Origin of the sequence: Devosia algicola, assembly GCF_028816455.1 — a bacterium.
Taxonomy (GTDB): domain Bacteria; phylum Pseudomonadota; class Alphaproteobacteria; order Rhizobiales; family Devosiaceae; genus Devosia; species Devosia algicola.
Genome location: NZ_CP118246.1, coordinates 1555325 through 1578007 on the forward strand (window position 1 = coordinate 1555325; position 22683 = coordinate 1578007).

General features: G+C 58.6%; 21 protein-coding genes and 3 pseudogenes. 13 read left to right on the forward strand and 11 right to left on the reverse strand.

The annotated features are described in order from the left end of the window. Positions 1-131: 131 nt before the first annotated feature. The gene (locus tag PSQ19_RS08275) at positions 132-1766 is read left to right on the forward strand and encodes a PilZ domain-containing protein (RefSeq protein WP_282220386.1); all 1635 of its coding nucleotides are present in this window, start codon (positions 132-134) and stop codon (positions 1764-1766) included. Between the two features lie 6 nt (positions 1767-1772). On the opposite strand, the gene PSQ19_RS08280 is transcribed toward PSQ19_RS08275, so the two are convergent. Next, the gene (locus PSQ19_RS08280; protein WP_282220387.1) at positions 1773-1946 is read right to left on the reverse strand and encodes a DUF1328 domain-containing protein; all 174 of its coding nucleotides are present in this window, start codon (positions 1944-1946) and stop codon (positions 1773-1775) included. Positions 1947-2010: 64 nt separating this feature from the next. After that, positions 2011-2886 carry a methyltransferase domain-containing protein gene (locus PSQ19_RS08285; protein WP_282220388.1) on the reverse strand — a complete coding sequence of 292 codons (876 nt, stop codon included), beginning with the start codon at positions 2884-2886 and terminating at the stop codon, positions 2011-2013. Between the two features lie 297 nt (positions 2887-3183). On the opposite strand from PSQ19_RS08285, the pseudogene carB reads away from it, so the two are divergent. Both carB and PSQ19_RS08295 read left to right on the forward strand, forming a co-directional pair. Next, positions 3184-6498 (forward strand): annotated as a pseudogene (carB, locus tag PSQ19_RS08290) (carbamoyl-phosphate synthase large subunit). Positions 6499-6654: 156 nt separating this feature from the next. Then, positions 6655-7443: a sulfite exporter TauE/SafE family protein gene (locus tag PSQ19_RS08295; protein ID WP_282220389.1), complete on the forward strand. Its 789-nt coding sequence runs from the start codon at positions 6655-6657 to the stop codon at positions 7441-7443. On the opposite strand, the gene ltaE is transcribed toward PSQ19_RS08295, so the two are convergent. Both ltaE and PSQ19_RS08305 read right to left on the reverse strand, forming a co-directional pair. Then, entirely contained in the window at positions 7440-8462 is a 1023-nt protein-coding gene (ltaE, locus tag PSQ19_RS08300) for a low-specificity L-threonine aldolase (protein ID WP_282220390.1), read from the reverse strand. The two genes, PSQ19_RS08295 and ltaE, sit on opposite strands and share 4 nt — an antisense overlap. 77 nt (positions 8463-8539) lie before the next feature. Continuing rightward, positions 8540-9463 (reverse strand): methyltransferase domain-containing protein, encoded by a 924-nt coding sequence (locus PSQ19_RS08305; protein WP_282220391.1) that lies wholly within the window; start codon positions 9461-9463, stop codon positions 8540-8542. Positions 9464-9768: 305 nt separating this feature from the next. On the opposite strand from PSQ19_RS08305, the gene PSQ19_RS08310 reads away from it, so the two are divergent. The 4 genes and pseudogenes from PSQ19_RS08310 to PSQ19_RS08325 all read left to right on the forward strand — a co-directional run bounded on the left by PSQ19_RS08310 (position 9769) and on the right by PSQ19_RS08325 (position 12806). Then, complete coding sequence (locus PSQ19_RS08310) at positions 9769-9978, forward strand: cold-shock protein (RefSeq protein WP_282210666.1); 210 nt, start codon at positions 9769-9771, stop codon at positions 9976-9978. A gap of 262 nt (positions 9979-10240) precedes the next feature. Further along, positions 10241-10714: a transcription elongation factor GreA gene (greA, locus tag PSQ19_RS08315; RefSeq protein WP_282220392.1), complete on the forward strand. Its 474-nt coding sequence runs from the start codon at positions 10241-10243 to the stop codon at positions 10712-10714. A 152-nt stretch (positions 10715-10866) separates the two neighbouring features. Next, a complete protein-coding gene (trxB, locus tag PSQ19_RS08320; RefSeq protein ID WP_282220393.1) occupies positions 10867-11817 on the forward strand; it encodes a thioredoxin-disulfide reductase in 951 nt (316 codons plus the stop codon). A gap of 95 nt (positions 11818-11912) precedes the next feature. Next, positions 11913-12806: pseudogene (locus PSQ19_RS08325) on the forward strand (LysR family transcriptional regulator). Positions 12807-13911: 1105 nt separating this feature from the next. Here PSQ19_RS08325 and PSQ19_RS08330 read toward each other — a convergent pair. From PSQ19_RS08330 to PSQ19_RS08340, 3 genes and pseudogenes are all read right to left on the reverse strand, one after another. Next, positions 13912-15115: pseudogene (locus tag PSQ19_RS08330) on the reverse strand (pyridoxal phosphate-dependent aminotransferase). Positions 15116-15181: 66 nt separating this feature from the next. After that, positions 15182-16003 carry a hypothetical protein gene (locus PSQ19_RS08335; protein WP_282220394.1) on the reverse strand — a complete coding sequence of 274 codons (822 nt, stop codon included), beginning with the start codon at positions 16001-16003 and terminating at the stop codon, positions 15182-15184. A gap of 26 nt (positions 16004-16029) precedes the next feature. Then, on the reverse strand, positions 16030-16449 hold the full coding sequence (locus PSQ19_RS08340; RefSeq protein WP_282220395.1) for a DUF4864 domain-containing protein: 420 nt from the start codon (positions 16447-16449) through the stop codon (positions 16030-16032). Positions 16450-16605: 156 nt separating this feature from the next. On the opposite strand from PSQ19_RS08340, the gene PSQ19_RS08345 reads away from it, so the two are divergent. Beyond that, positions 16606-16905, forward strand: coding sequence for a hypothetical protein (locus tag PSQ19_RS08345; RefSeq protein WP_282220396.1), 300 nt, complete (start codon positions 16606-16608; stop codon positions 16903-16905). A gap of 116 nt (positions 16906-17021) precedes the next feature. After that, entirely contained in the window at positions 17022-17450 is a 429-nt protein-coding gene (locus tag PSQ19_RS08350) for a CBS domain-containing protein (RefSeq protein ID WP_282220397.1), read from the forward strand. An 18-nt stretch (positions 17451-17468) separates the two neighbouring features. Here PSQ19_RS08350 and PSQ19_RS08355 read toward each other — a convergent pair whose 3' ends face one another. Further along, positions 17469-17855 (reverse strand): GNAT family N-acetyltransferase, encoded by a 387-nt coding sequence (locus tag PSQ19_RS08355; RefSeq protein ID WP_282220398.1) that lies wholly within the window; start codon positions 17853-17855, stop codon positions 17469-17471. A gap of 126 nt (positions 17856-17981) precedes the next feature. Here PSQ19_RS08355 and PSQ19_RS08360 point away from each other — a divergent pair, with 126 nt between their 5' ends. The 3 genes from PSQ19_RS08360 to PSQ19_RS08370 all read left to right on the forward strand — a co-directional run bounded on the left by PSQ19_RS08360 (position 17982) and on the right by PSQ19_RS08370 (position 20108). Next, on the forward strand, positions 17982-18674 hold the full coding sequence (locus PSQ19_RS08360; RefSeq protein WP_282220399.1) for a Spy/CpxP family protein refolding chaperone: 693 nt from the start codon (positions 17982-17984) through the stop codon (positions 18672-18674). 194 nt (positions 18675-18868) lie between these two features. Continuing rightward, a complete protein-coding gene (locus PSQ19_RS08365; protein WP_282220400.1) occupies positions 18869-19099 on the forward strand; it encodes a hypothetical protein in 231 nt (76 codons plus the stop codon). Beyond that, positions 19086-20108 (forward strand): aminotransferase class V-fold PLP-dependent enzyme, encoded by a 1023-nt coding sequence (locus PSQ19_RS08370; protein ID WP_282220401.1) that lies wholly within the window; start codon positions 19086-19088, stop codon positions 20106-20108. Before PSQ19_RS08365 ends, PSQ19_RS08370 begins: the two co-directional genes overlap by 14 nt. Before the next feature lie 40 nt (positions 20109-20148). Here PSQ19_RS08370 and PSQ19_RS08375 read toward each other — a convergent pair whose 3' ends face one another. Next, positions 20149-20532 (reverse strand): carboxymuconolactone decarboxylase family protein, encoded by a 384-nt coding sequence (locus tag PSQ19_RS08375; protein ID WP_282220402.1) that lies wholly within the window; start codon positions 20530-20532, stop codon positions 20149-20151. Continuing rightward, positions 20519-20896, reverse strand: a complete 378-nt coding sequence (locus tag PSQ19_RS08380) for a MerR family transcriptional regulator (protein WP_282220403.1) — start codon at positions 20894-20896, stop codon at positions 20519-20521. The genes PSQ19_RS08375 and PSQ19_RS08380 overlap by 14 nt, the downstream gene beginning before the upstream one ends. Before the next feature lie 124 nt (positions 20897-21020). Here PSQ19_RS08380 and PSQ19_RS08385 point away from each other — a divergent pair, with 124 nt between their 5' ends. After that, positions 21021-21935 carry a DMT family transporter gene (locus PSQ19_RS08385; protein WP_282220404.1) on the forward strand — a complete coding sequence of 305 codons (915 nt, stop codon included), beginning with the start codon at positions 21021-21023 and terminating at the stop codon, positions 21933-21935. A gap of 7 nt (positions 21936-21942) precedes the next feature. Here the strand turns inward: PSQ19_RS08385 and PSQ19_RS08390 are convergent, their stop codons facing one another. Next, the gene (locus tag PSQ19_RS08390; RefSeq protein ID WP_282220405.1) at positions 21943-22344 is read right to left on the reverse strand and encodes a DUF2147 domain-containing protein; all 402 of its coding nucleotides are present in this window, start codon (positions 22342-22344) and stop codon (positions 21943-21945) included. Positions 22345-22683 lie beyond the last annotated feature (339 nt).

Here is a 22683-nt window from a genome sequence, read left to right on the forward strand (position 1 = left end):
TGCCTGTGCTAACCCAACTGGCCGCACTCCCGATGGTTTCAGCGACCTGCGCACCGGTTTAATGTTCCGGTCACGCACATAATGATATGGTCGATCAACAGAAGGGATGCGAAAACCGATTGAGCACCGAAATGCGTACCAACTCCCTGTTTGGCAAGGTCGCCAGACTGATATTGGGTGACAAAGAGGCGACGGGGAGTTCCGGTCGAGGCACCGACTCCGACCCAGGTGGCTACGCCGGGGGCATTCGGCGCATCATTGGTCACATGGATGAACTCGCTTCACCAAACCTGTTGGCCGGGTCGGTTCAATTTGTCGGTTTTGCCGACCTCAAGCAGCGATTAGGTGACAAATGGCAGGCCGTCGCTGACAGAGCGGCGACAATCGCCGAGGCCGAGATCGATTCACTCATCGATCCACAAGACGTCTATAAGCCGGACGGCGAAAGCGGCTATCTGATTTGCTTTGACTCAACCGATGAAAGCTACGCACGCGTATGCGCCGAGCGCATTTCCAGCGCTATCGAAGTGCGTCTGCTCACCGAATTGCTCGATCTCGAAGGGCCGCGCGCTGTCAAGGCGTTCGTTTCCCGTGTCGATATCGAGCCGATCCGCAATGCGACGAACCCGGCATTGGCGCTTCAAAATTCACTGGAGCGCATTCGGGCCGATGCCGAAACCAATAGCAGACGCCAGAGCGACATGCCCAATTTGCTGCAAGTCGGCGCCCTGTTTCAACCAATCTGGTCGGCCCAGGATTACGGCCATACCAGCAATCGCTGTCTGCTCGACCCCATTGCCGGTTCCGCCGCCGCGCAGCATATCAGCGAGGCCGACGAAACCGAAAGCCTGATTGAAATTCTGGCGCGGCTGGACAGCGTTCTGTTTACCAAATCCGTCGAGTCGCTGCACGATGCTCTCAAGGTTCTCAAACGCGCAACGATTATCGTGCCGGTCAATTATCTGACCTTGAACAGCGCCCACGCTGACGGGTTTCTAAAGCTCGGCGCGACCCTGCCACCATCTTACAAAAAATTCGTCATGCTCGACATTGTCGGCATCCCGGTTACCGGCGAAACCGATGCGCTTGTCCGCACGGTTGGCTTGGCGCACCAGATAACCGACGCCATAATCCTGCAGGCTTCGCCGCAGGATCGTCGCATCGATTCCACCTTGCTCAAGCAGATATGGGGCGTCTCGATCAACATCGCCGAGTTCGAGCTTGACGAAACCAAACTCAATCGGGAATTGATGCGCTTTTCAAGGGGCGCGGCCAACAAGGGCCTGCATAGCTTTGCCTACGGCGCCAACACTATGGGCAAGGCCATCAATGCATTCGAATCCGGGATAGAATATATCAGTGGCGCTGCCGTGCACGCCACTGTTGCCACCCCGCGTCCCGACTCGCGTTTCAATCCGATTTTTGGCGAGAGCGTCACCCGGCTGCGAAAGTCGGGCAATTCCTCCAGTCTGCGCGCCCACACCCGCTTTGCACCCCGCAATCCGAATTCGACGCTCACCTTGCCCGGCGGACGACCGGTTGATTGCCGGATCCTCAATGTCTCCGCGTCCGGCGCCGCAATCGTCACCGCGCAGCGCCCCAGCCCGGGCACCATCGTAGCGATCGGCTCCATTCCGGCCGAAGTGATCAGGGTGTTGGAGACGGGCATTGCAGTGAGGTTTCTCGAAATTCAAACGCCCGACACCGCCGGTGCAGCATTGGTTACACCGCTGGTAGATAGCGCCTTGCTCGAAACGTTCCAATAAGCCTGGCTAAAAGATTACCGCCAAACCCATGGCACCGAGAAGCAGCATGATGACGATGGCAATGAGCATCAACACAAAAACAATTTTTGCCAGGCCCGCCGCGCCCCGCGCAATCCCCGTAAAACCCAGTGCCCCGGCAATCAGGGTGATAATAACCAAAGTAATCAGCAAACCAAACATGACGTGACGCTCCCGTGTTTAAACTCGGGTCACAACGAGACGTCACGCGACTGGTTCCCGACAATCACTTTGTCACCTGCGCCACAATCACCAGTGCCGCCAGATTATTGCGGGCAAGGCTTTGCACATAATTCATCCGTCGTTCGGCAAAGTCTGGGCCTAATACCACCTCATTGGCCTGATGTTGGCCACTCGACATGCTTTTGCCTGCAGCCTTCATCTGCGCAACCAATTCTAATTGCTCGGCGCTGTCGTCATCGACAGTCAGAATTTCAAAGCCTGCCCCTACCATCACGGATACCAGTTCTTCTTTACTAGCAAGATGGCTACCCTCGGGCGTTAATGACCATGGCAACGGATAGAGCGGATCCCCCTCCTTCAAAACCGCTTCACTCCACACAAACCGCCCACCCGGTTGCACGACACGTACGCATTCGTGCATCACTTTTGCCCGGTCCGGCAAATTCATGCCGACATAAAGGCAATAACCGCGCTCGAAACCATCATCATCAAAGGGCAGCGCTGCGGCATCCGCTTTGACAAAACGTGCCTGACCCTCCATGCCGCACAGGGCGGTCAGTTCATTGGCCGCCGCTACGAACCGCTCGGTAATATCAATCCCGCTCACCCGGCAGCCATACGTGCTGGCCATGTACCGCGCGGGGCCACCAATGCCCGACCCCACATCCAATATATGCTCTCTCGCACCCGGCTCCAGCCGTCGCGCATGTTCCTGGGTGGCCAACAGTTCCCCGCCATGGAACTGATCAAACGGGTAAAGCGCCTCGGGTCCGAGTTTGCGCCCGTCCTGTCTGGACCAGGGCACCGCCGCCAGAATTTTTTCAACAATGTGGGTTGAGCCGTAATGTTCCTGAACCGACAGCGCCATTTCCAGACACTCCATCGCGACCGGCTTTCGCCACGACAATCGTGCCGCCATGAGCCGACGCCAACAGCATCCTTGCGCTTTGCAATTGCCGCCGACAATCAAATTCGTAACGCTCAGCTGCTTGAGCATTGCCCACCACGCCGCCACCCACAGCAAAGCGCCACACCCGGCTCGCGCCCCCTTCCCTTTGCGCCACTCTTCGGTTAGACAGCCCACTTAACCGCCATGCCCAAGCCTGATCCACGCGCCGCAGCGCCAGATGCCGCGCGGACTGGCGCAGGGCGGTTGAACTGGCCCGGCGATTCTCCTGCGCCGTGGCCGCGCCTCGACAACCAAATTGAGTGAGCCATGCCAAAACGCACCGACATCAAATCGATCCTTATCATCGGTGCCGGGCCGATCATCATTGGCCAGGCATGTGAGTTCGATTATTCGGGCACCCAGGCGTGCAAGGCGCTCAAGGAAGAGGGTTACCGGATCATTCTGGTCAATTCCAATCCCGCCACCATCATGACCGATCCCGATCTGGCCCATGCCACCTATATGGAGCCGATCACCCCTGAAGTTGTCGCCAAGATTATCGAAAAGGAACGCCCCGACGCGCTCTTGCCCACCATGGGCGGCCAGACAGCGCTCAACTGCGCCCTGTCGCTGCGCAAGATGGGGATTCTCGAAAAATACAATGTTGAAATGATCGGCGCCACTGCCGACGCCATCGACAAGGCCGAAGACCGCGAACTGTTCCGCGACGCCATGAAAAAGATCGGGTTGGACACGCCCCGCTCGATGCTGGCCCACAACACCATTGAAGCGCTTCAGGCGCTCGAAGTCATCGGCCTGCCCTGCATCATTCGCCCCAGCTTCACGCTTGGCGGCACCGGCGGCGGCATCGCCTACAACCGCGAAGAATATCTTTCCATCTGCGAAAGCGGCATCGACGCCTCCCCCACCAATGAAGTTCTGGTCGAGGAAAGCGTTCTTGGCTGGAAAGAATATGAAATGGAAGTTGTCCGCGACAAGAAAGACAACTGCATCATCATTTGCTCGATTGAAAATGTCGATCCGATGGGCGTGCATACCGGCGACAGCATTACCGTCGCCCCGGCCCTGACCCTGACCGACAAGGAATACCAGATCATGCGCGACGCCTCATTGGCGGTGCTGCGCGAAATCGGGGTGGAGACCGGCGGCTCCAACGTACAGTTCGGCATCAATCCGGCTGACGGGCGCATGGTCGTTATCGAGATGAACCCGCGCGTCTCGCGCTCCTCAGCGTTGGCTTCAAAAGCCACCGGCTTCCCCATCGCCAAGGTTGCCGCGCGGCTGGCCGTTGGCTACACGCTTGATGAGTTGGAAAACGACATTACCGGCGGCGCCACCCCGGCCTCGTTCGAGCCGACCATCGACTATGTCGTCACCAAAATTCCCCGCTTTGCCTTCGAAAAATTCCCCGGCGCCGACAATCGCCTGACCACCTCGATGAAGTCTGTCGGCGAAGCCATGGCCATTGGCCGCACCTTTCAGGAAAGCCTGCAAAAGGCGCTGCGCTCGCTTGAAACCGGCCTGACCGGTCTCAATGAAATCGGCATTCCCGGTTTGGGTGAAGGCGAAGACAAGAACGCCATCAAGGCCGCCATCGGCACGCCGACGCCAGATCGTTTGCTTCACGTCGCCGAAGCCATGCGCCTTGGTATGAGCCTTGAGGACATCCACGAAGCCTGCAGGATCGACCCCTGGTTTCTTGAGCAGATGAAAGGCATTGTTGATACCGAGGACAAGGTGCGACAGGCTCGGCCTGCCCGACAATGCTGCGGCCCTGCGCGGCCTCAAGGCCATGGGCTTTTCTGACGCTCGCCTTGCCGAACTGACCGGCCAGCGCGCAGGCGAGGTGCGCAAGCTGCGCCGCGCGCTCGACGTGCGCCCGGCCTACAAGCGCATCGATACCTCCGCCGCCGAATTCGCGTCGCCGACCGCCTATATGTATTCAACATACGAAACCCCCTTTGCCGGCAAGCTGGCCGATGAAGCCTTTCCCTCCGAGCGCAAGAAAGTCGTCATCTTGGGTGGCGGCCCCAACCGCATCGGCCAGGGTATCGAGTTCGACTATTGCTGCTGCCATGCCGCGTTCGCACTGTCCGATGCTGGTTATGAAACCATCATGGTCAACTGCAATCCCGAAACCGTCTCGACCGATTACGACACCTCCGATCGCCTCTATTTTGAGCCGCTGACCGAAGAAGACGTCATCGAAATTCTCGAAACCGAAAAGCAGAAGGGCACGCTCCACGGCGTCATCGTTCAGTTCGGTGGCCAAACGCCGCTCAATCTGGCCGAAGCCGTCCAGAAGGCCGGCGTGCCGATCCTCGGCACCCAGCCCGACGCCATCGATCTGGCCGAAGACCGCGACCTGTTTTCAAAATTGCTCAACAAGGCTCGACTTGACTCAACCCAAGAACGGAATCGCCTATTCCCTTGAACAAGGCTCGCCTTGTTGCAGAGCGCTTGGGCTATCCACTGGTCATTCGCCCCTCCTATGTTCTGGGCGGCCGCGCCATGGCCATCGCCCATTCGGCCAATGATTTCGAGCGCTATGTGCAGGACACGCTAACCGGTCTGGTACCGCCCGATATCCTGCATCGCTACCCCAACGACAAGACCGGCCAGATCAATTCGGTCCTCTCGGACAATCCATTGCTGTTTGACGGCTATCTCTCCGACGCCATCGAAATCGACGTCGACTGCCTCTGCGATGGCAAGGACGTTTTTGTCTGCGGCATCATGGAACATATCGAGGAAGCGGGCATTCACTCGGGCGACAGCGCCTGCTCGCTGCCGCCTCAAAACCTCAGTCCCGAAATTATCACCGAGCTTAAGCGTCAGACCGCCGAACTCGCCTTCGCCCTAAAGGTTGGCGGCCTTATGAATGTCCAATACGCCCTCAAGGACGGCGTCATCTACCTGCTCGAAGTCAATCCGCGTGCCAGCCGCACCGTGCCGTTCGTTGCCAAGGTGATCGGCCAACCCATCGCCAAGATCGCCAGCCGCATCATGGCCGGCGAAAGCCTTGCCAGCTTCGAACTGGTTGAAAAAACCTTCAAGCACATCGCCGTCAAGGAAGCTGTCTTCCCCTTCAATCGCTTCCCCGGCGTTGATACCGTACTCGGCCCCGAAATGAAGTCGACGGGCGAAGTCATTGGTCTGGATACAGATTTTGCCATGGCCTTTGCCAAGTCGCAAATTGGGGCTGGCTCGAAAGTGCCGGTCTCCGGTGTCGCCTTCGTCTCGGTGCGCGACGCCGACAAGGAGAATGTCGTCGACAGCATCCGTCATCTTGTTGGCGCCGGTTTCGAAATTCTCGCCACCAGCGGTACCCAGAAATATCTCGTTGAAAATGGCGTTCCGGCCACCAAGATCAACAAGGTGCTCGAGGGGCGTCCCCACATCGTTGACTCAATGAAAAACGGCGGCGTGCAATTGGTGATCAATACCACTGACGGTGCCAAATCGATTTCCGACAGCCGCGATATTCGGCGCACCGCGCTTCTGGCCAAGATCCCCTATTATACCACTGTGCCCGGCGCCATGGCCGCTGTTGATGGCATCATTGCCTATCAGCGTGGCAATCTTGGCGTGCGGTCCCTGCAGGATTATTTCGCCGATTAATCCGCCAACAGACGAAAACCGCAATGTGCGAAAAGCCAGCGCCGGGAGGATGAAGATTCTTCTCCCGCCGCGGCCAACGCAATTGCTTTTCCCATTTGGTCCCTGCGCCATTTCCCGAATATGTTAGTTTGACGTGAACGCGGCGGCGAGGGTTTCATGGCGTTATTCGGCTTTATCGACCCATTGTTCACGCTCTCGGGTCTGATCGTTGGCGCCATTGTCGGGCTGACGGGCGTCGGCGGTGGATCGCTGATGACCCCGCTGCTGATCCTTCTATTTGGCGTACACCCCGCCACGGCCGTTGGCACAGACCTGCTCTATGCCGCCGCCACCAAATCCGCAGGCACCCTTGCCCATGGCTTCAACCAGGTTATCGACTGGCGCATCGTCGGTCTTCTCGCCAGCGGCAGCGTCCCCGCAGCAATTGTGACCGTGTCGATACTCTCCAACACCGGTATCCAGAGCGATGATGTCTCGCGCGTGATCTCCATCGCTTTGGGCGTCATGTTGCTGCTGACCGCACTCAGCATGTTTTTTCGCCCACAACTGGTAAAACTGGCGGCCAGTCGCCCGGATATGGGCAAAAAACGGCAAGTCGTGCTCACCATTACCACCGGACTCATCATAGGGGTCATGGTGTCGATTTCATCGGTTGGCGCCGGTGCCGGCGGTGTCGTCGCCCTTATGCTGCTCTACCCCAAAATGCCCACGGTGCGCATCATAGGGTCAGACATTGCCCATGCAGTCCCGCTGACGCTGGTCGCGGGCATGGGTCATTGGGCCATCGGCTCGATTGACGGGCACATGCTCATTTCACTGCTGATCGGCTCGATCCCCGGCGTTCTGATCACTAGTCATTTTGCGCCCCGCGTCAACGAAACCCTGCTGCGCACACTGCTCGGCTGCGTGCTCATACTGGTCGGCACCCGACTGCTGTTTTCCTAGTTTTCGGCAAAAAATCCTTCAACCGCCGCGAGCGCCGCCGCAATGGCACCATCGTCAATATCCAGATGCGTCACCCAGCGCTGGGTGCCATAAAGCCCGCTAACGGCAATCCCCTGCGTCCCGAGATACGCCACCAGCCGCGATCCGAGATCAGGCTCGGTGCGTACAAAGATGATATTGGTATCCGGCATATCGACCGACAATGGCTCGAACCGGCTCAGACCCGCCGCCAATGTACGCGCCCGCTCATGGTCCTCAGCGAGCCGCGCGACGTGGTGTTCCAGTGCATAAAGCCCGCCTGCCGCCAAAATCCCGGCCTGCCGCATCCCGCCACCCAGCATCTTTCGCAGCCGTCGCGCCTTGTCGATCTGCGCTTGCCCGCCAACAAGCACTGATCCAACCGGGGCCCCCAGCCCCTTTGAAAGACAGATCGACACCGTATCGAACGGCGCCACCATCTTGTCGATATCCACGCCCAGCGCCATGCTGGCATTAAACGCCCGCGCCCCGTCCAGATGCAGCGACAGCCCCTTGCTGCGCGCCAGTGCTCCGACCGCCTCCATATAGGACATTGGCAAGGCCTTGCCGCCAATAGTATTCTCCAGCGCAATCAATCGTGTGCGCGCAAAATGCATATCGTCAGGCTTGATAGCGGCGGCGATGTCCGCCAACGCCATGGTGCCGTCATTCTTATGCGCAATCGGCTGCGGCTGGATCGAGCCTAACACCGCCGCGCCCCCGGCCTCCCAGCGATAGCAATGGGCCATCTGCCCCACAATATATTCGTCGCCGCGCCCACAATGGCTCATCAGCGCCAGCAGGTTCGATTGCGTGCCCGAGGGCACGAACAGCCCTGCGACCTTGCCGAGCATCGTCGCCACCCTCTGCTGCAGGGCATTGACCGTGGTATCCTCGCCATAGACATCATCCCCCACCACTGCGTCGGCCATGGCCGCGCGCATTGCCGGGGTCGGGCGGGTCACGGTGTCGGAACGAAAATCATGGCGGATCGATTGCATTACAGGTCCTCAGGCCGAATCGTCGCCTTCGATACCCCCAACCAATCCTCAACACCACCCCGGCTTTCAGTCAAAAATCAGAGCCGCCGTGCCACGATCAAGATGCCCTTGATCGGGGTACCCCGATCCTGGCGCAAAGTATCGCGCTCCAATCGCAATACCTCAAACCCGACCGCCACCAGCGCCTGTCGCGTTGCTTCAGCGCTATGGGCATATCGCAGCGACGGGCGCAGGAACTGAGGTTCGCTGCCCTCATGCTCCTCAAGCGAAAACACCAGCAACCCGCCTTTACCCATAGCCTTGTGCGCTGCAACGAATATCGGCGGCAGTGCCCCGCAATAAATCAAGACGTCCGCCGCTGTCACCAGATCGGCCTGACCCTCAAAGCCATTGAGATAGTCAACCAGCTCGCCCTTTTGCAGCGCGTCATAACCGCCTTTGCCCGCGCATTCCGCAATCATCGCCGCCGACAGGTCCACGCCCTCTAGCCGCTCGACCACCGACCGAACCCGATCGCCCATCAGGCCGGTGCCGCATCCAAGGTCCAGCCCAAGATCAAACCGGGCAATGTCCAGTTCCAGCATCGTTGTCGACAAGAGCGCCGCCAGCATCGTCGGTACGCTATAGCCAAGCCGGTCAATCAGCGCGGTTTCAAAGTGCGGTGCATATTGGTCAAACAGCGCCTCGACATAGCCGATCGCCGTGCCCTGTCCGGCACTACCGGCCCCATAGGCCGCAAGTTTCAGTGCCGCCCCGAACACGCCCTCGTCATCGTGGGCCTCAAGCGAACGCCAGGCCGATATCGCATGGGATATTGCCCCTGCCTTTTCGTGAAACTCGCCCAGCAGGCTCCAGCCAGCCGTCCAATAAGGGGTCAGGCTCAGGGCCTGTTCCATCAAGTCAGCCGCCACCGCAAACTCGCCGGCATCAGCATACTGGCGTGCGCGATCCGCCCGCCGATCAGCGATCATGTCGCCAGAAGATAAAAACGCCTTGAGCAAGACGAAACTGTCCGGAAAAACACCGGTCAGGCACCGGCGACACCATCTCCACCGTTCTGGGGAAAAAATCAATCATCTTCTTCACTGGCGACCCCAGGGTAAGTAACGCCCTACACCAATGTGCCATATTGATGAACGCGATGTTTCAAGCTAGAAATTTACGGTCGGACTTTGCGACAGATCGATAGATGCGTGCTGACGAATAGTCTGCTTGCTGAAGTGATTAGCGAATTTCGATAGGCAACCGGCTGAAATCAAATAGTTTTCAGTCGACAAACAGCAGACGGCACGAGGGAACGCGCATCATGGCATCTGGCACCGTAAAATGGTTCAACGGTCAAAAGGGCTACGGATTTATTCAACCTGACGAGGGCGGGGCGGACGTTTTCGTCCATATTTCTGCAGTTCAGCGCTCTGGCCTTAACGGCCTGGACGAAGGCCAGAAGGTAACTTACGAGATCGTTCAGGACAAGCGGACGGGCAAATCCACCGCTGACAATCTGACGGCCTCCTGACCAATTTGACACTATCTGATCGGGCGCGGCGTCTCGAGCGCCGCGCCCGATCCTTGTTCTCTCGCCGTCGATGTGCCTGCAAAATCGATGCTCCTTGTAAGTCCAGCGCCAATCCCCATGTTCACTGTAAGCCACCCGCTTGACCGAAACGGTTTGGCCGGGCAGTCTAATCAAAACTTCCCCCAAAAATATCGTCGCGGTAATGCCGAACGGAATTTGGCAGGAAGTAAACCTATATGCCGTGCCGATGGAGGCCAGACGAATGGAAAAGATCCCAATGACGATTGCAGGGCACAAGGCCCTCAGTGCCGAATATGAGCACCGCACGGCCAATGAGCGTCGGCGAATCGTCGATGCCATTTCCGAAGCGCGCGCCCATGGCGATCTGTCCGAGAACGCCGAATATTCGGCCGCCAAGGAGCAGCAGAGCCTCAATGAAGGCCGCATTCAGGAACTTGAATCGACCCTGGCGTTGGCTGACATCATCGATGTCGCCAAGTTGACCGGCAAGAGTGTAAAGTTCGGCGCCACGGTGACCTATATTGATGAAGACACCGAAGAAGAAAAAACCTATCAGGTCGTAGGCGATCCCGAAGCCGACGCCAGCGCTGGTCGTATCTCGATTTCCTCGCCCATCGCCCGCGCCATGATCGGTAAGGAAGAAGGCGATTCGTTCGAGGTTTCCGCACCGGGCGGCTCGAAAAGCTATGAAATCATCAAGATAAAATACCTCTAGCGCCCAATCTTTGGGCAAACGATTGGCCCAAGGTGAGTTTTCGGTGCGTTACGCCGTCACAAAGTCGCAAGATCACGACTTTGTCTTGAATCCGTCCCCCTTCCCCTCTTTATTGGCGGGAAGGATATTCTTGTTATTCGGAGAGCGTTGCGATGCACGCCAAAGTCATCATTATCGGTTCTGGTCCCGCCGGTTACACCGCAGCCATCTATGCCGCTCGGGCCATGCTCGAACCGGTCATGATCCAGGGCCTGCAGCCCGGTGGCCAACTCACCATTACCACCGATGTCGAAAATTACCCCGGCTTTGCCGATGTCATCCAGGGTCCCTGGCTGATGGAGCAGATGCAGAAACAGGCCGAACATGTCGGCACCAAAATCGTCAACGATCTGATCGTGGCCGTGGATTTCGACGTGCGCCCCTTCGTACTGACGGGCGACAGCGGCACTCGCTACACTGCCGATAGCGTCATTATCTCGACCGGTGCCCAAGCCAAGTGGCTTGGCCTGCCATCGGAAGAAAAGTTCCAGGGGTTTGGTGTGTCCGCCTGCGCCACCTGCGATGGTTTCTTTTATCGCGACAAGCAAGTTGTCGTCGTCGGCGGCGGCAACACAGCGGTCGAGGAAGCCCTGTTCCTCACCAATTTTGCCTCCAAGGTCATTGTCGTGCATCGCCGGGACGAATTCCGCGCCGAAAAAATCCTCCAGGATCGCCTGTTCAAAAACCCCAAGATCGAAGTGCGCTGGAATACTGAAGTCGTCGAAATCGGCGGTGCGGCTATGCCGCCATCGGTAAATTCAATCACCCTGCGTGACACCATTAGCGGCGAGACATCCCAACAGCCCATCGATGGGGTATTCGTTGCCATTGGTCATGCACCGTCCACCTCGATCTTTGCCGGCAAACTTGACATGAAACAGGGTGGCTACCTGCTGGTAGAGCCCGGCACCTGCCAGACCAATATCCCCGGCGTTTTCGCTGCCGGCGACGTCACTGACGATATCTATCGCCAAGCCGTCACCGCCGCAGGCATGGGCTGTATGGCGGCTCTGGACGCCGAGCGCTTTCTGGCTGAACACGAACTGGCCGAAGCTGCCGAATAGCCATTCTGCGCAAGAACCGCTACAAGCGGCGCGGGGATACAAAGGATGACGCGCCGCACCATGTCGACGCGCTTCAATGAGGGGAAAGCGTCAAAATGCTGGATTGGGACAAGCTCCGCATCTTCCATACGGCCGCCGAGTCGGGAGCTTCACCCACGCGGCTGAAAAGCTGGGCATGAGCCAGTCTGCCGTCAGTCGGCAGATTTCGGCATTGGAAGACGATCTTGGCCTAAAATTGTTCATACGCCACGCCCGCGGTCTGGTGCTGACCGAAGTGGGCGAACAGCTTTTCCGCACGGCCCACCGCATGCATTGGGAACTCCAACAGGTCGAAACCCAGATGTCGGAGAGCCAGGATGATCCCACCGGCCCGCTAGTTGTCACCACCACGGTTGGCATCGGTTCAGCGTGGCTCTCGTCGCGCCTCGATGAATTTTTGAATCTCTACCCCCTGATCCAACTCGAAATCCGCCTGAACGATGCCGAACTGGATCTGGCCATGCGTGAGGCCGACGTCGCAATTCGCTTGCACCGCCCGAACCAGTCCGAAATGATTCTGCGCAAGCTGTTCACCGTGCACAACCACTTCTATGCCTCCAAGGACTATATCGCCGAGCATGGCATGCCCAAGGATGTCGAAGATCTCGACAATCACCGCATCATCAGTTTCGGCGAGCCGGTGCCTTCTTACCTTGGCGATATCAATCATCTCGAACGCTTTGGCCGCGCCGACAACAATCCCCGCCGCGCCGCCCTCAAGGTCAATGCCATCTATGGCATGATGCAGGCGACCAGCGCTGGCGCCGGTATTGCGATGCTGCCCGACTACGTAACGGAGAATCAAAACAATCTCGTACAGGTGTTCAATGAGATTGAAATACCCGAATATGAGGCATTTTTCGTTTATCCACCGGCGCTGAAAAGGCTCAAAGCGGGTTGGCGTATTCCGCGATTTCCTCGTGTCCAAGGCGCGCGAGTGGAGCCTTTAGCGACGCCGATTTGCGCCAAAACTGCCGCCCGCTCGCTGCATGGCTGCCATACACGCACCGCCATTGAAGCGGTCGGGCGCCAGCGCTATATCCGCGCTAACACAACGAGTTGTCCCTCCCTCCTTTTGGCTCGTTGCGTTCCCTCCTGTGGAGCCTTGCTCCATATAGAAGAGGCCTCGTCCCCCTCGGGCGAGGCCTTTTCATTTGGTGGCGTCAAATACCGACTCCCAGGCAACCGGCTTCGGCGTTCAATGTTTAATGATCATTTTCGGTGCGAGGGCCAGATAACAGATCATGACTTTCGCAATAAACCGATGTTTATCAGTGACTTAAAAACTACTGCCATCGCCCCGCGAAAAATGCATGGCTGACATGACCAACCACCTCTTGCAACTTTTCGGGTCAAGGCCCATTTAGGTCGTGTTGCTGAGACGCGCCCCGTATCCTCCTCCCTCGGGCCGCAATATCGCAACACCGGGCCGCGATCGTATCCTCCTCCCTCGATCAAGGCCCGTTTGGTAAGGCGGACATTCTCCTCCCGTGCGCACTACCACTACTTTGAGATTAGGCTTAGGCCGCTCAGCAGGCTCCACTCCCAGAGTGGGGCCTTTTTTTGCGCCGCCGACCATCTCTTGGCCAGACATGACATGTTGTCGCTGCAAAAAACGCATGGCTGGCATACCCATAGCCCTGTTGCTGACCGTTTGGTCAAAATCTATATTGCCGTTGTTGACGCGACGTCCTCCGCATCCTCCTCCCGCGGACCACGTTGCCCAACGACCGGGTTTAAGTCGTATCCTCCTCCCTCGACTTGGACCCACTCGGCAGACGGCATATCCTCCTCCCTTGCCCGATGCCGCCACTTTTGATCGGCTCTGTCGATCACCAGCCCTGCTTTCGAGCAGGGCTTTTTTTTGCCCTGCCCCCGCCCGATCCGCATAGCTGATCTTCCCATTGCGCGTTTGTGCCGGGCGATGATCTCAACGATAGTCGAATTGACATTCCTGGCGGCCATTGGCGCCGGACCGAAAAGGTTTGATGCTCAGGCATCGGACCCTATGGCCTCGCCCATCCCCTCGGGCGGGGCCTATTTTATGGCCGCCCCTTAGCTGATCCCGGCGCAGAACACCTGAATACGGCCAACCGCCGCTTCCAGTTCGCTGGTAGCGGCCGCATAGCTCAGACGAAAATGACCCGGCAGGCCAAACGCTGTACCATGCACCAGCGCTACCCCGGTTTCCTCAAGCAGCGCCATCACGAAATCCTCGTCCGTCTTGAGCACCGCGCCACCCGCGCTGGTCTTGCCCAATAGGCGCTGACACGACGGAAACACATAAAACGCGCCCTGCGGGGTCAGGCAATCAAGACCGGTATTGGCATTGAGCCCCTTGACCACCAGATCGCGCCGTTCCTGAAACACTTTGCGCCATTCGCCCAGAAAATCCTGCGGCCCGTTGAGCGCTTCCACTGCCGCCCATTGCGAAATCGAGGTTGGGTTGCTGGTCGATTGGCCCTGCAACTTGGTCATCGCCTGCAAGAGTTGCCGCGGCCCGGTGCAATAGCCGATCCGCCACCCGGTCATTGCATGGGACTTTGACACCCCATTCATGGTCAGCGTCCGTGCGATCAGCTTGGGCTCCACCTGCGCGATGGTGGCAAATTCACCCCCGTCATAGACCAGCGCCTCATAAATATCGTCGGTCAGAATATGCACTTGTGGATGCTTGAGCAGCACATCGGCCAGCCCGCGCAGATCATCGGCCGAATAGGCCGCCCCGGTGGGATTCGATGGAGTATTGAGTATGAGCCACTTGGTTTTGGGCGTAATTGCTGCGTCCAGAACCTCGGGCGACAGCTTGAAACCCGTGGACGCATCGGCCACGGCAAACACCGGCTCGGCCCCGCACAACCGCACGATTTCAGGATAGGCTCACCCAATAGGGCACCGGCACAACGACTTCATCGCCGGGGTTGAGCGTCGCCATCAGCGCATTGAAAATGATCTGCTTGCCGCCCGAGGCTACAAAACAGTCCGCAGCCGTCACCTCAAGTCCGTTGTCGCGCCGAAACTTGGCGGCAACCGCCTCCTTGAGTTCGATAATGCCATCGACATTGGTATAGCGTGTCTTGCCCGCATTGATCGCCGCAATCGCCGCATTGCGCACATGCTCGGGCGTGTCGAAATCCGGCTCGCCAGCCGATAGCGCAATGATATCGCGCCCCGCTGCCGCCAACTGCCGCGCCTTCTGGCTGATGGCGATGGTGGCCGATGGCTCAACCCGACTCAAAGCTTCCGACAACAAACCCATCAACGCCTCCCGACAATGGGTTCTGATAGAACGTGCCGGACCGCCGGGCAAGACATGCCAACCCGATCAGCGAAAACCAATTTCGACAATTTTGCCGCGTTCCATCGGCACCCGGATACGCCCGGCACCATCGACCTGCATCGGCAAACTGATCGTGCCAGGCACTGCCGTGGCAAATTTTTGATGCATGCCGTTGGCAAAACTGAACACAGCCAGCCCCCGACGCGCCTGATCCGGCAGCACCAGATCGACAATGCCATCCCCGTCGACATCACCAACGCCCGCCAGGCTCACATCACGCGAGCCGATAAAGTGGCTCGAATAGCCACCAATCGGCTGAAAAAGCCGCGCCAGCTTGCCGCCGCGCAACGCCAGTATTTCAACGATCCCGCCAATATGGGGTGTTTTGACAATCGCAATCTGGGCGCCACCCGCGCCGGTAAAATCAGCGATCCCGGCAATCGAGAGCCAACGGTGCGTGCGCCCCAACGGGGCTGTTGTCGCCACCTGGACCAGTCCCGATGTACCGATCCGATAAACCGCCACTGCCGCGCCCGCCAAGATGGTGGTGCGGATAGTAACGATTTCACTGCGCCCGTCCCCATCCAAATCGACCAGTCGCGGGGTAATATCTTCAAATACCTGGGTTTTAGGCAGATCCAGCCGATATTGTTGGCCGCCTGCGTCAACCGCCACCAGACTACCGGCCTCAATCGCATCACCCAATATCGCATGATCATAGCGATCAGTCGGGCCGGCGTACCAGGCCTTGACCGCCCCTTGCCCACGCGCTCGGGCCTCGCCGCCGTCCGGCAATCGCTCCTGCGCGGCCGCAATTGGCAGGCTCATGGCCAATAGCGCCAACGCCCCCGCAATCGGTAATTTCATGACAAACCCACCCCAATGGTCCAATGCTAGGCACCAACGCCTTGCTCGCGCTTTAGCGCTACACCAAGCACACGCCAACCGTCATCTTCCTTACCCATTTGGTAAAGCGCCTCATAAAGTCCGTACTGCGGCCCAACAAACCTGACCACTTGTACCACCAAATTGTCGCTCACCTTCTCGTATTCACCAAAGCTGTGGGAGCGTGAATTGATGATCGGCTCGTAACCCGAGCCCAGGATGGCAGCATAAAAATCATCCGGATTATCAAAATTCTCTTTGAACTTGACACCCGCCATTTCCAACGCGGCAGCGCCGTCGCCACTGCGAAACGCCTCGACCTGCCGGGTTACCACCGCCTGCCACGGCGCATCGTCCATCGCCTCCTGGGCAATGGCCAGTCCTGTAAGCGAAAAAATCATCATTACAATTGCGAGCACGTAGCGCATCCCGGCCTCCTGCCAGTTGATGTCTTGACGGCTATAACGGTGGCCCTGCCACAGTTTTGCCCTCAAATGGTACGCGCTTCACCCCGTTCAACACAAACTCCATCCGCATTTAGGGCGCTAGATGGCATCATTGTGAACGCGAGTTGAGACGATCCCATGCACAAAACTACGTCTGGCCAGCGCAAAAGTTTCAGACTTTACGCCATAACCATCTCGGCACTTGTCGTATCCGGTACCATTGTTGCACTATTGGCCGGGGTCACCCCCACCAGCGCCGCCAACATGGCAAAAACCATTGATCCGCAGGTTGCCGCCTTTATGGCGCCACTGACCATGCTGGTGTTCGCAATCCTGTTTGAAACCGCGCGCATTTGTTGGCACGGCACCATCCCCAAACAGGTTCCTGCCCAACGCGATGTCCGTCACTACTGGAAACCTGGACAACGCGAGGGCTGACCTCCACACTCCTTCGATCTACAAAGGGCTGGTGCCACGCCAGCCCTTTTTTCGTGGGCTTGCCGCCGCGCCCGTAGCGGTGCAAACTCATCATTGAACATGTGGAGGACCGCATCATGCTTGTAGACACCATTTTGGGCGCCAAGGGCAGCGACGTCAAAACTCTTCCCGCCAGCGCCGCCGTAGCTGACGCCATTGATATGCTCAACACCTACAATATCGGAGCCGTCGTCGTCGCCAGTGACGATGGCACCGTGATCGGCATTTTTTCCGAACGCGACGTGGTGCGCCACATCAGCAAAAAATCAGTCGACGCCCTGGCGCGGCCGATTTCGGCGCTGATGACCACCAGCGTTGTCACCTGCACCCGTGAAACCAGCATCGACGACATCATGGAACGCATGACCAGTCGCCGCATCCGACATGTGCCGGTCATCGAAAATAACAAGCTGATCGGCATCATTTCGATTGGTGACGTGGTCAAATACAAGATCGAACAGGCCGAACGCGATGCCGAGGCACTGCGCGACTATATCGCCTCGTAGGGACGCGCGAGGCCGATTCTAGCGCAGCTTTATCAATCCCGCCGCGCTCGGGACAAAACCGCATTTGGCGTAAAACGTCGCCAGGTGCGGCTCAAAATCGACATGCAACCACTCAGCGCCCGCGACCAATGCGGCCTGTCGCGCCGCCGCGATCAATCGCGTGGCAACGCCCAAACGCCGATAGGCGGGAGCCACGCAGGTGTCGAGGACAAAAGCATGTCCTCCCCCGTCCCACGCCACATTGACAAAACCGATGAGAGCCGGTCCGTCAAAAGCGCCAAAATGCGCCAGGCTGCGCTTTAAAACCGGCTCAAAACTGTCTGGGCCCGCCCTCCCCCAGGCGTCTGACCAAAGTGCCCGCAAGGCCGCATGCGTTGGAAAGGGGTTGGCGATAATCTCGATCATTGTCCCTCGCTTATCTTACCATCCTGTCCAAACCTTCATCTGGCCGCAAGGCTGGGTATAACTTGCCTCCTCTAATGTCGTTCTCGTGCTGGACAAACCAGCATCCCATGCAAAGGAACGACCCCGATGAAGACCATTCAATCAACCGCCATCATCGCCTTGATGACAGCTGCACTAGGCCTTTCCGCCGTCGCCCCGGTCGCCGCCCAGACGGCAACTCCCGTCGCCCAGACCAAAGCTGGCGACAACACCAAAATGGCCGATAGGGGCCAGCGCGGCAATGGCCAGCGTCAACATGGCAACATGGACAATCGCAATGCCCGTGGCGGTGCCCTTGGTGGCCTGCTCAACTTCCGCCGCGGCGCCGAAGGCATTGAAATTGCGGTAGTCAAAATATCCCACGCCATAGATTTGACCGATCAGCAAAAGACCTTGCTGGACGATCTAAAGACCACAGCGCTGACCGCTCAAGGCAATTTCGCCGCCACAGTCAGCGCTGCCCGACCTGCCGCCGATGCCACCACGCAACCCGACATGGTTGACAGGATCAAATCCCGCGCCGCGATTGAAACGGCCCATGCCGATGCACTGACTAAAGTGCTGCCACGGCTTGAGGCCTTCGCCGATAGCCTGACGGACGAGCAGAAGGCAAAGCTCACGCCGCAGCGTCGGGGTGGCGACAATGGCCGCCAGATGGGTCGCGGCGATGGCAACCAGCGTCACGAAGGCAGCAACCGCCAGCATGACGGTGACCGTCGGGGTGCCCCTGAACAAACCAATACCGTCGCTCCCGCTGATGCCCCAGTCATCAACGGCTAACTGACAATAGTTCGGCTGCCGGTTTCGTCCCCTCCTGCGGACCCGGCACGCCGTCACCCTGCGCGCGCTGAACGTCCCCCTCAGCCAGTGCGCAAAACGGTCCTCGGCCCTCAACGGCCGGGGATCGCTGCATCCGGGTTGCCTCATACGGGCGCACCGACTACCAATCGGTCATCGTTCAAGGGAACCAACCGATGACCCATCCTGCTCTGCCGCTTGATTCTGCCCGCATTCGCGCCAATTTTCCTGCCTTTGACGAATCGTCTCTGGCCGGTCAGGCATTCTTCGAATGCGCCGGCGGTTCCTACACATCCCGGCAGGTGCTCGACCGGCTCGACACATACTATCGCCGCACCAAACTGCAGCCCTATGGGGTCTTTCCCGCCTCGATCGCCGCAGGCAAAGCCATGGATGCTGGCATTTGAGCGCATCGCCCAGGCCTTGAACGTCTCCGCCGACTGGATTCACATCGGCCCCTCCAGTTCTGCCAACACCTATGTGCTCGGTCAGGCCTTTGGCGGCTGGCTCAAGCCCGGCGATACCATCATCGTCACCAATCAGGACCACGAGGCCAATACCGGCGCGTGGCGGCGTCTGGCCGATCGCGGCATAATCGTGCGCGAATGGCAGGTCGATCCCCGGTCCGGTCACCTCGATTTGGCCGATCTCGACAGGCTGCTCGACAAGGACGTCAAACTGGTCACAGCGCCCCACTGTTCCAACATTGTGGGGGAAATCAATCCCGTCGCCGATATTGCCGCCCGCGCCAAAACTGTTGGCGCCCTCACGATCATCGACGGCGTCAGTTATGCGCCCCACGGCCTGCCAGATCTTCAGGCGCTCGGCGTCGATATCTATTTCTTCTCCGCCTACAAAGTTTATGGGCCGCATCAGGGCGTCATGGCCATTCGCCCCCAGCTGGCCGCCCAACTGCCCAATCAGGGGCATTATTTCAACAATGACAAACCGCGCTACCGCCTGACGCCTGCCGGGCCCGATCACGCCCAGATCGCCGCCTGCGCTGGTATCGTTGATTATCTCGAAGCCGTCGCCGACCTCGCCGGTCCTGACACTACGGGGGCCGATCCGTTCCGTCGCGCTCACACCGCCATGCGCGCCCAGGAAATTGCTCTGGCGACACCGCTTTTGGACTATCTGGCCAACAAGAATTCGGTGCGTCTGATCGGCCCGAAAAATGCCGCCGACCGCGCTCCAACCATTTCCATGGTCCTGCGCGAACCGGGCCGCGATGTGGCAACACGATTGGCCCGACATGGCATCATGGCTGGAGCTGGCCATTTCTATTCCTACCGCCTGCTCGAAGCCCTCGGCATTGCACCCGATCATGGCATCCTGCGCCTGTCCTTCACTCATTACACAACCCCGGCCGAAATCGATCAGCTGATTAAAGCACTGGATGCTGAATTGGCCTGAACGCCAGCGGCGCGCGGGTTTGACCCCGCGCGCCTCAGATTCAGCGGGCCGCAAACACCTCCTTGGCGCCGAACAGGCCGTTCAGTGCCGCAGGAAACCCCGCATATACCGCCATCTGCATGATGATTTCCACAATCTCGTCGCGGCTCAACCCCACATTGAGGCCCGCCGCAATATGCACCTTCAGCTGCGCCGGGGCCGTTCCCATAGCCGTCAACGCGGCAATTGTCGCGATCTCGCGAGCCCGCACATCAAGCCCCTCCCGCGCATAAATATCCCCAAATGGAAACTCGAGAAGATAATCAGCAAAGTCCGGGGCAATATCGCTCAGGCTCTCCACAACCCGTTCCCCGCCGTCACCATCGATGGCGGCCAGTAGGCGGGCCCCGCGAGCGCGGCGGCTTTCAGTTTCAATTTTCGTCATCGTCCAGCGTTCCTTGTTCAGCGCTGGCATAGCCAGCAATTTTTTGATCAAGAACGACAAGGTTGGCACTGAGTTGGGATATCCGAGCCCGCACGATTTCCCGGTGTTGCTCCAGCATTCTGCGACGCGCCGGTCCCGATTGCGACCCCTTGGCCCGCAAGGCGGCATAGTCCATCATTTCACGAATGGGCATGCCGGTTTCCTTGAGCCGGTGCAAGAATTCAATCCACACCAGAATATCGGCGCCATAACGGCGCTGCCCGCTGCTGTCGCGATCAGCATAAGCCAACAATCCGATCCGCTCGTAATAGCGGATGGTGTGGGTCGTCAGACCGCTACGCCGGGCCAGTTCCCCAATTTTCATGCCACCCCTTTCGTCATCACGCCAGTCAAGTTACGGGTTCGAGTACACTCTAAGTCAAGTGCTTTCTTCCCTTTGCGCAACGACTGAAATTGTGGTCTATCAAACCATACCAATCAGAGCCGCCATGACCCGCCCCCTTGCCACTCTCCTGCTCCTTGCCTGCACCATGCTGTGGGGGTTTGCCTTTGTCGCGCAAAAATCCGCCATGGATTCCATGGGGCCGCTGACCTTTGCCGCCGCCCGCTATTTGTTGGGCGGCCTTGTTATCATGCCGCTGGCCCTGTTCGAACATAAGCGCAAGAAAACCCCGCTGTCGCGCCGCCACTGGGGTCTGGTGATGGTCCTGAGCGTGGTATTTTTCCTGGGCTCATGGCTACAGCAGGAAGGCTTGATTTCGACAACCGTCACCAATGGCGGTTTTCTCACTGGGCTCTATGTATTCTTCGTGCCGGCAATCGCCTTTATTGTCATGCGCACCAAACCACATCCCGTGGTGCTGATTTGCGTACCGCTGGCGCTGGTGGGTATTTACTATCTGAACGGCGGCGGCCTCGACAGCTTCAATTTAGGTGACGGAATCATCGTGTGCAGCGCGGTTTTCTGGGCCTGTCATGTACTCATGCTCGGCTACATTGCCCGCGCCACCGGCTTGCCGATTTACGTTTCCGCCATCAGTTTTCTGGCTGCCGGCCTGATGGCGCTCATCTTCGCGCTGGTGCTTGAACAACCCAACCTTGCGGCACTTCAGGCAGGCTGGGTCCAGATCGCCTATACCGGCATTTTGTCCACCGCTGTTGCCTTCACCTTCCAGGCCATCGGTCAGCAATATGTCCCTTCGGCCAACGCCGCCATCATCTTGTCAGCCGAAAGCCTGTTTGCGGCTCTCGGTGCAGCAGTGGTGCTGGGCGAACGCCTGCCGCTGGTCGGCTATTTCGGCGCTGCCGTGCTTTTCATCGCCATCGTTGTGGTCGAAACCGTGCCTGCAATACTCGAAAAACGGCGGCTGCGCGTGTCCGCCGCCGAAATCATGCACCCCTGACGCGACCCTACCCGTTATAGCGATACATTTGGTAGGTCCGGCAGATAATGCCCAAAAAGCAACCACGCAGGCTCATCTGGTCAGGCCCGACCATGGTCACGGTCCCGCGCGCCTGATGGCCATAAAGACTAAGCGTACCCCGCCATTTGGCCGAGCCAACCAGCGGAATTGTGTCCAAAATCATCGTGTTGAGATAGGGCCGATTTTCCGGCGAATCCCCGCCATTGCCCAGCCACACCAGCGTTGCACATAGTCTGGTGCCATCATCACCGCACAGCTTCACATCATAGCGTGAATCGCGACTTTCAATTTCCCAGCGCCCCTCGGGGTTCAGCGTTTGCGCCGTAACCGGCAGGCTGGCCATGGCAATGCCCATCACGGCCATGGCGGCAATAATCAATCTCTTCATCACTCAAATTCTCCGGCTTTTGGCAGCTAACCTTGCAACCAATTTTGGCACCGCTATGAAACCCCCGGCCAAATCGGCGGCGTCACGCAGCCGTCACAGATAATGGCTAGCGTATGAACCGATCCTGAACGTTGCCCAGACGTCGGGTTCGATAGCCTGCCCCGCACGCCCCAAGGGATGCCGCGCATGGCAATTTCCACGAGGTCGGGTCGCCATCCCGCCTTTTGTCCGGCATTGACCGGCTTCTGACCGCCCGCGCCCTTGGCGGTCTTTTTTGTGGACCCGCGCGCTTTGTCCTCGCCACCTCGTCCCTGCTCCGCGATAACAGAACCGACACGG

What these genes read in the sequence shown, in the direction of transcription:
- PSQ19_RS08280 (WP_282220387.1), bottom strand. Translation starts at nt 1,946, where the DNA reads ATGTTTGGTTTGCTGATTACTTTGGTTATTATCACCCTGATTGCCGGG.
- ltaE (WP_282220390.1), bottom strand. Translation starts at nt 8,462, where the DNA reads ATGCAATCGATCCGCCATGATTTTCGTTCCGACACCGTGACCCGCCCG.
- PSQ19_RS08345 (WP_282220396.1), top strand. Translation starts at nt 16,606, where the DNA reads ATGCACAAAACTACGTCTGGCCAGCGCAAAAGTTTCAGACTTTACGCC.
- PSQ19_RS08295 (WP_282220389.1), top strand. Translation starts at nt 6,655, where the DNA reads ATGGCGTTATTCGGCTTTATCGACCCATTGTTCACGCTCTCGGGTCTG.
- PSQ19_RS08385 (WP_282220404.1), top strand. Translation starts at nt 21,021, where the DNA reads ATGACCCGCCCCCTTGCCACTCTCCTGCTCCTTGCCTGCACCATGCTG.
- PSQ19_RS08390 (WP_282220405.1), bottom strand. Translation starts at nt 22,344, where the DNA reads ATGAAGAGATTGATTATTGCCGCCATGGCCGTGATGGGCATTGCCATG.
- PSQ19_RS08340 (WP_282220395.1), bottom strand. Translation starts at nt 16,449, where the DNA reads ATGCGCTACGTGCTCGCAATTGTAATGATGATTTTTTCGCTTACAGGA.
- PSQ19_RS08350 (WP_282220397.1), top strand. Translation starts at nt 17,022, where the DNA reads ATGCTTGTAGACACCATTTTGGGCGCCAAGGGCAGCGACGTCAAAACT.
- greA (WP_282220392.1), top strand. Translation starts at nt 10,241, where the DNA reads ATGGAAAAGATCCCAATGACGATTGCAGGGCACAAGGCCCTCAGTGCC.
- PSQ19_RS08285 (WP_282220388.1), bottom strand. Translation starts at nt 2,886, where the DNA reads ATGGCGGCACGATTGTCGTGGCGAAAGCCGGTCGCGATGGAGTGTCTG.
- PSQ19_RS08370 (WP_282220401.1), top strand. Translation starts at nt 19,086, where the DNA reads ATGCTGGCATTTGAGCGCATCGCCCAGGCCTTGAACGTCTCCGCCGAC.
- PSQ19_RS08275 (WP_282220386.1), top strand. Translation starts at nt 132, where the DNA reads ATGCGTACCAACTCCCTGTTTGGCAAGGTCGCCAGACTGATATTGGGT.
- PSQ19_RS08375 (WP_282220402.1), bottom strand. Translation starts at nt 20,532, where the DNA reads ATGACGAAAATTGAAACTGAAAGCCGCCGCGCTCGCGGGGCCCGCCTA.
- PSQ19_RS08355 (WP_282220398.1), bottom strand. Translation starts at nt 17,855, where the DNA reads ATGATCGAGATTATCGCCAACCCCTTTCCAACGCATGCGGCCTTGCGG.
- PSQ19_RS08310 (WP_282210666.1), top strand. Translation starts at nt 9,769, where the DNA reads ATGGCATCTGGCACCGTAAAATGGTTCAACGGTCAAAAGGGCTACGGA.
- PSQ19_RS08360 (WP_282220399.1), top strand. Translation starts at nt 17,982, where the DNA reads ATGAAGACCATTCAATCAACCGCCATCATCGCCTTGATGACAGCTGCA.
- PSQ19_RS08380 (WP_282220403.1), bottom strand. Translation starts at nt 20,896, where the DNA reads ATGAAAATTGGGGAACTGGCCCGGCGTAGCGGTCTGACGACCCACACC.
- trxB (WP_282220393.1), top strand. Translation starts at nt 10,867, where the DNA reads ATGCACGCCAAAGTCATCATTATCGGTTCTGGTCCCGCCGGTTACACC.
- PSQ19_RS08335 (WP_282220394.1), bottom strand. Translation starts at nt 16,003, where the DNA reads ATGAAATTACCGATTGCGGGGGCGTTGGCGCTATTGGCCATGAGCCTG.
- PSQ19_RS08365 (WP_282220400.1), top strand. Translation starts at nt 18,869, where the DNA reads ATGACCCATCCTGCTCTGCCGCTTGATTCTGCCCGCATTCGCGCCAAT.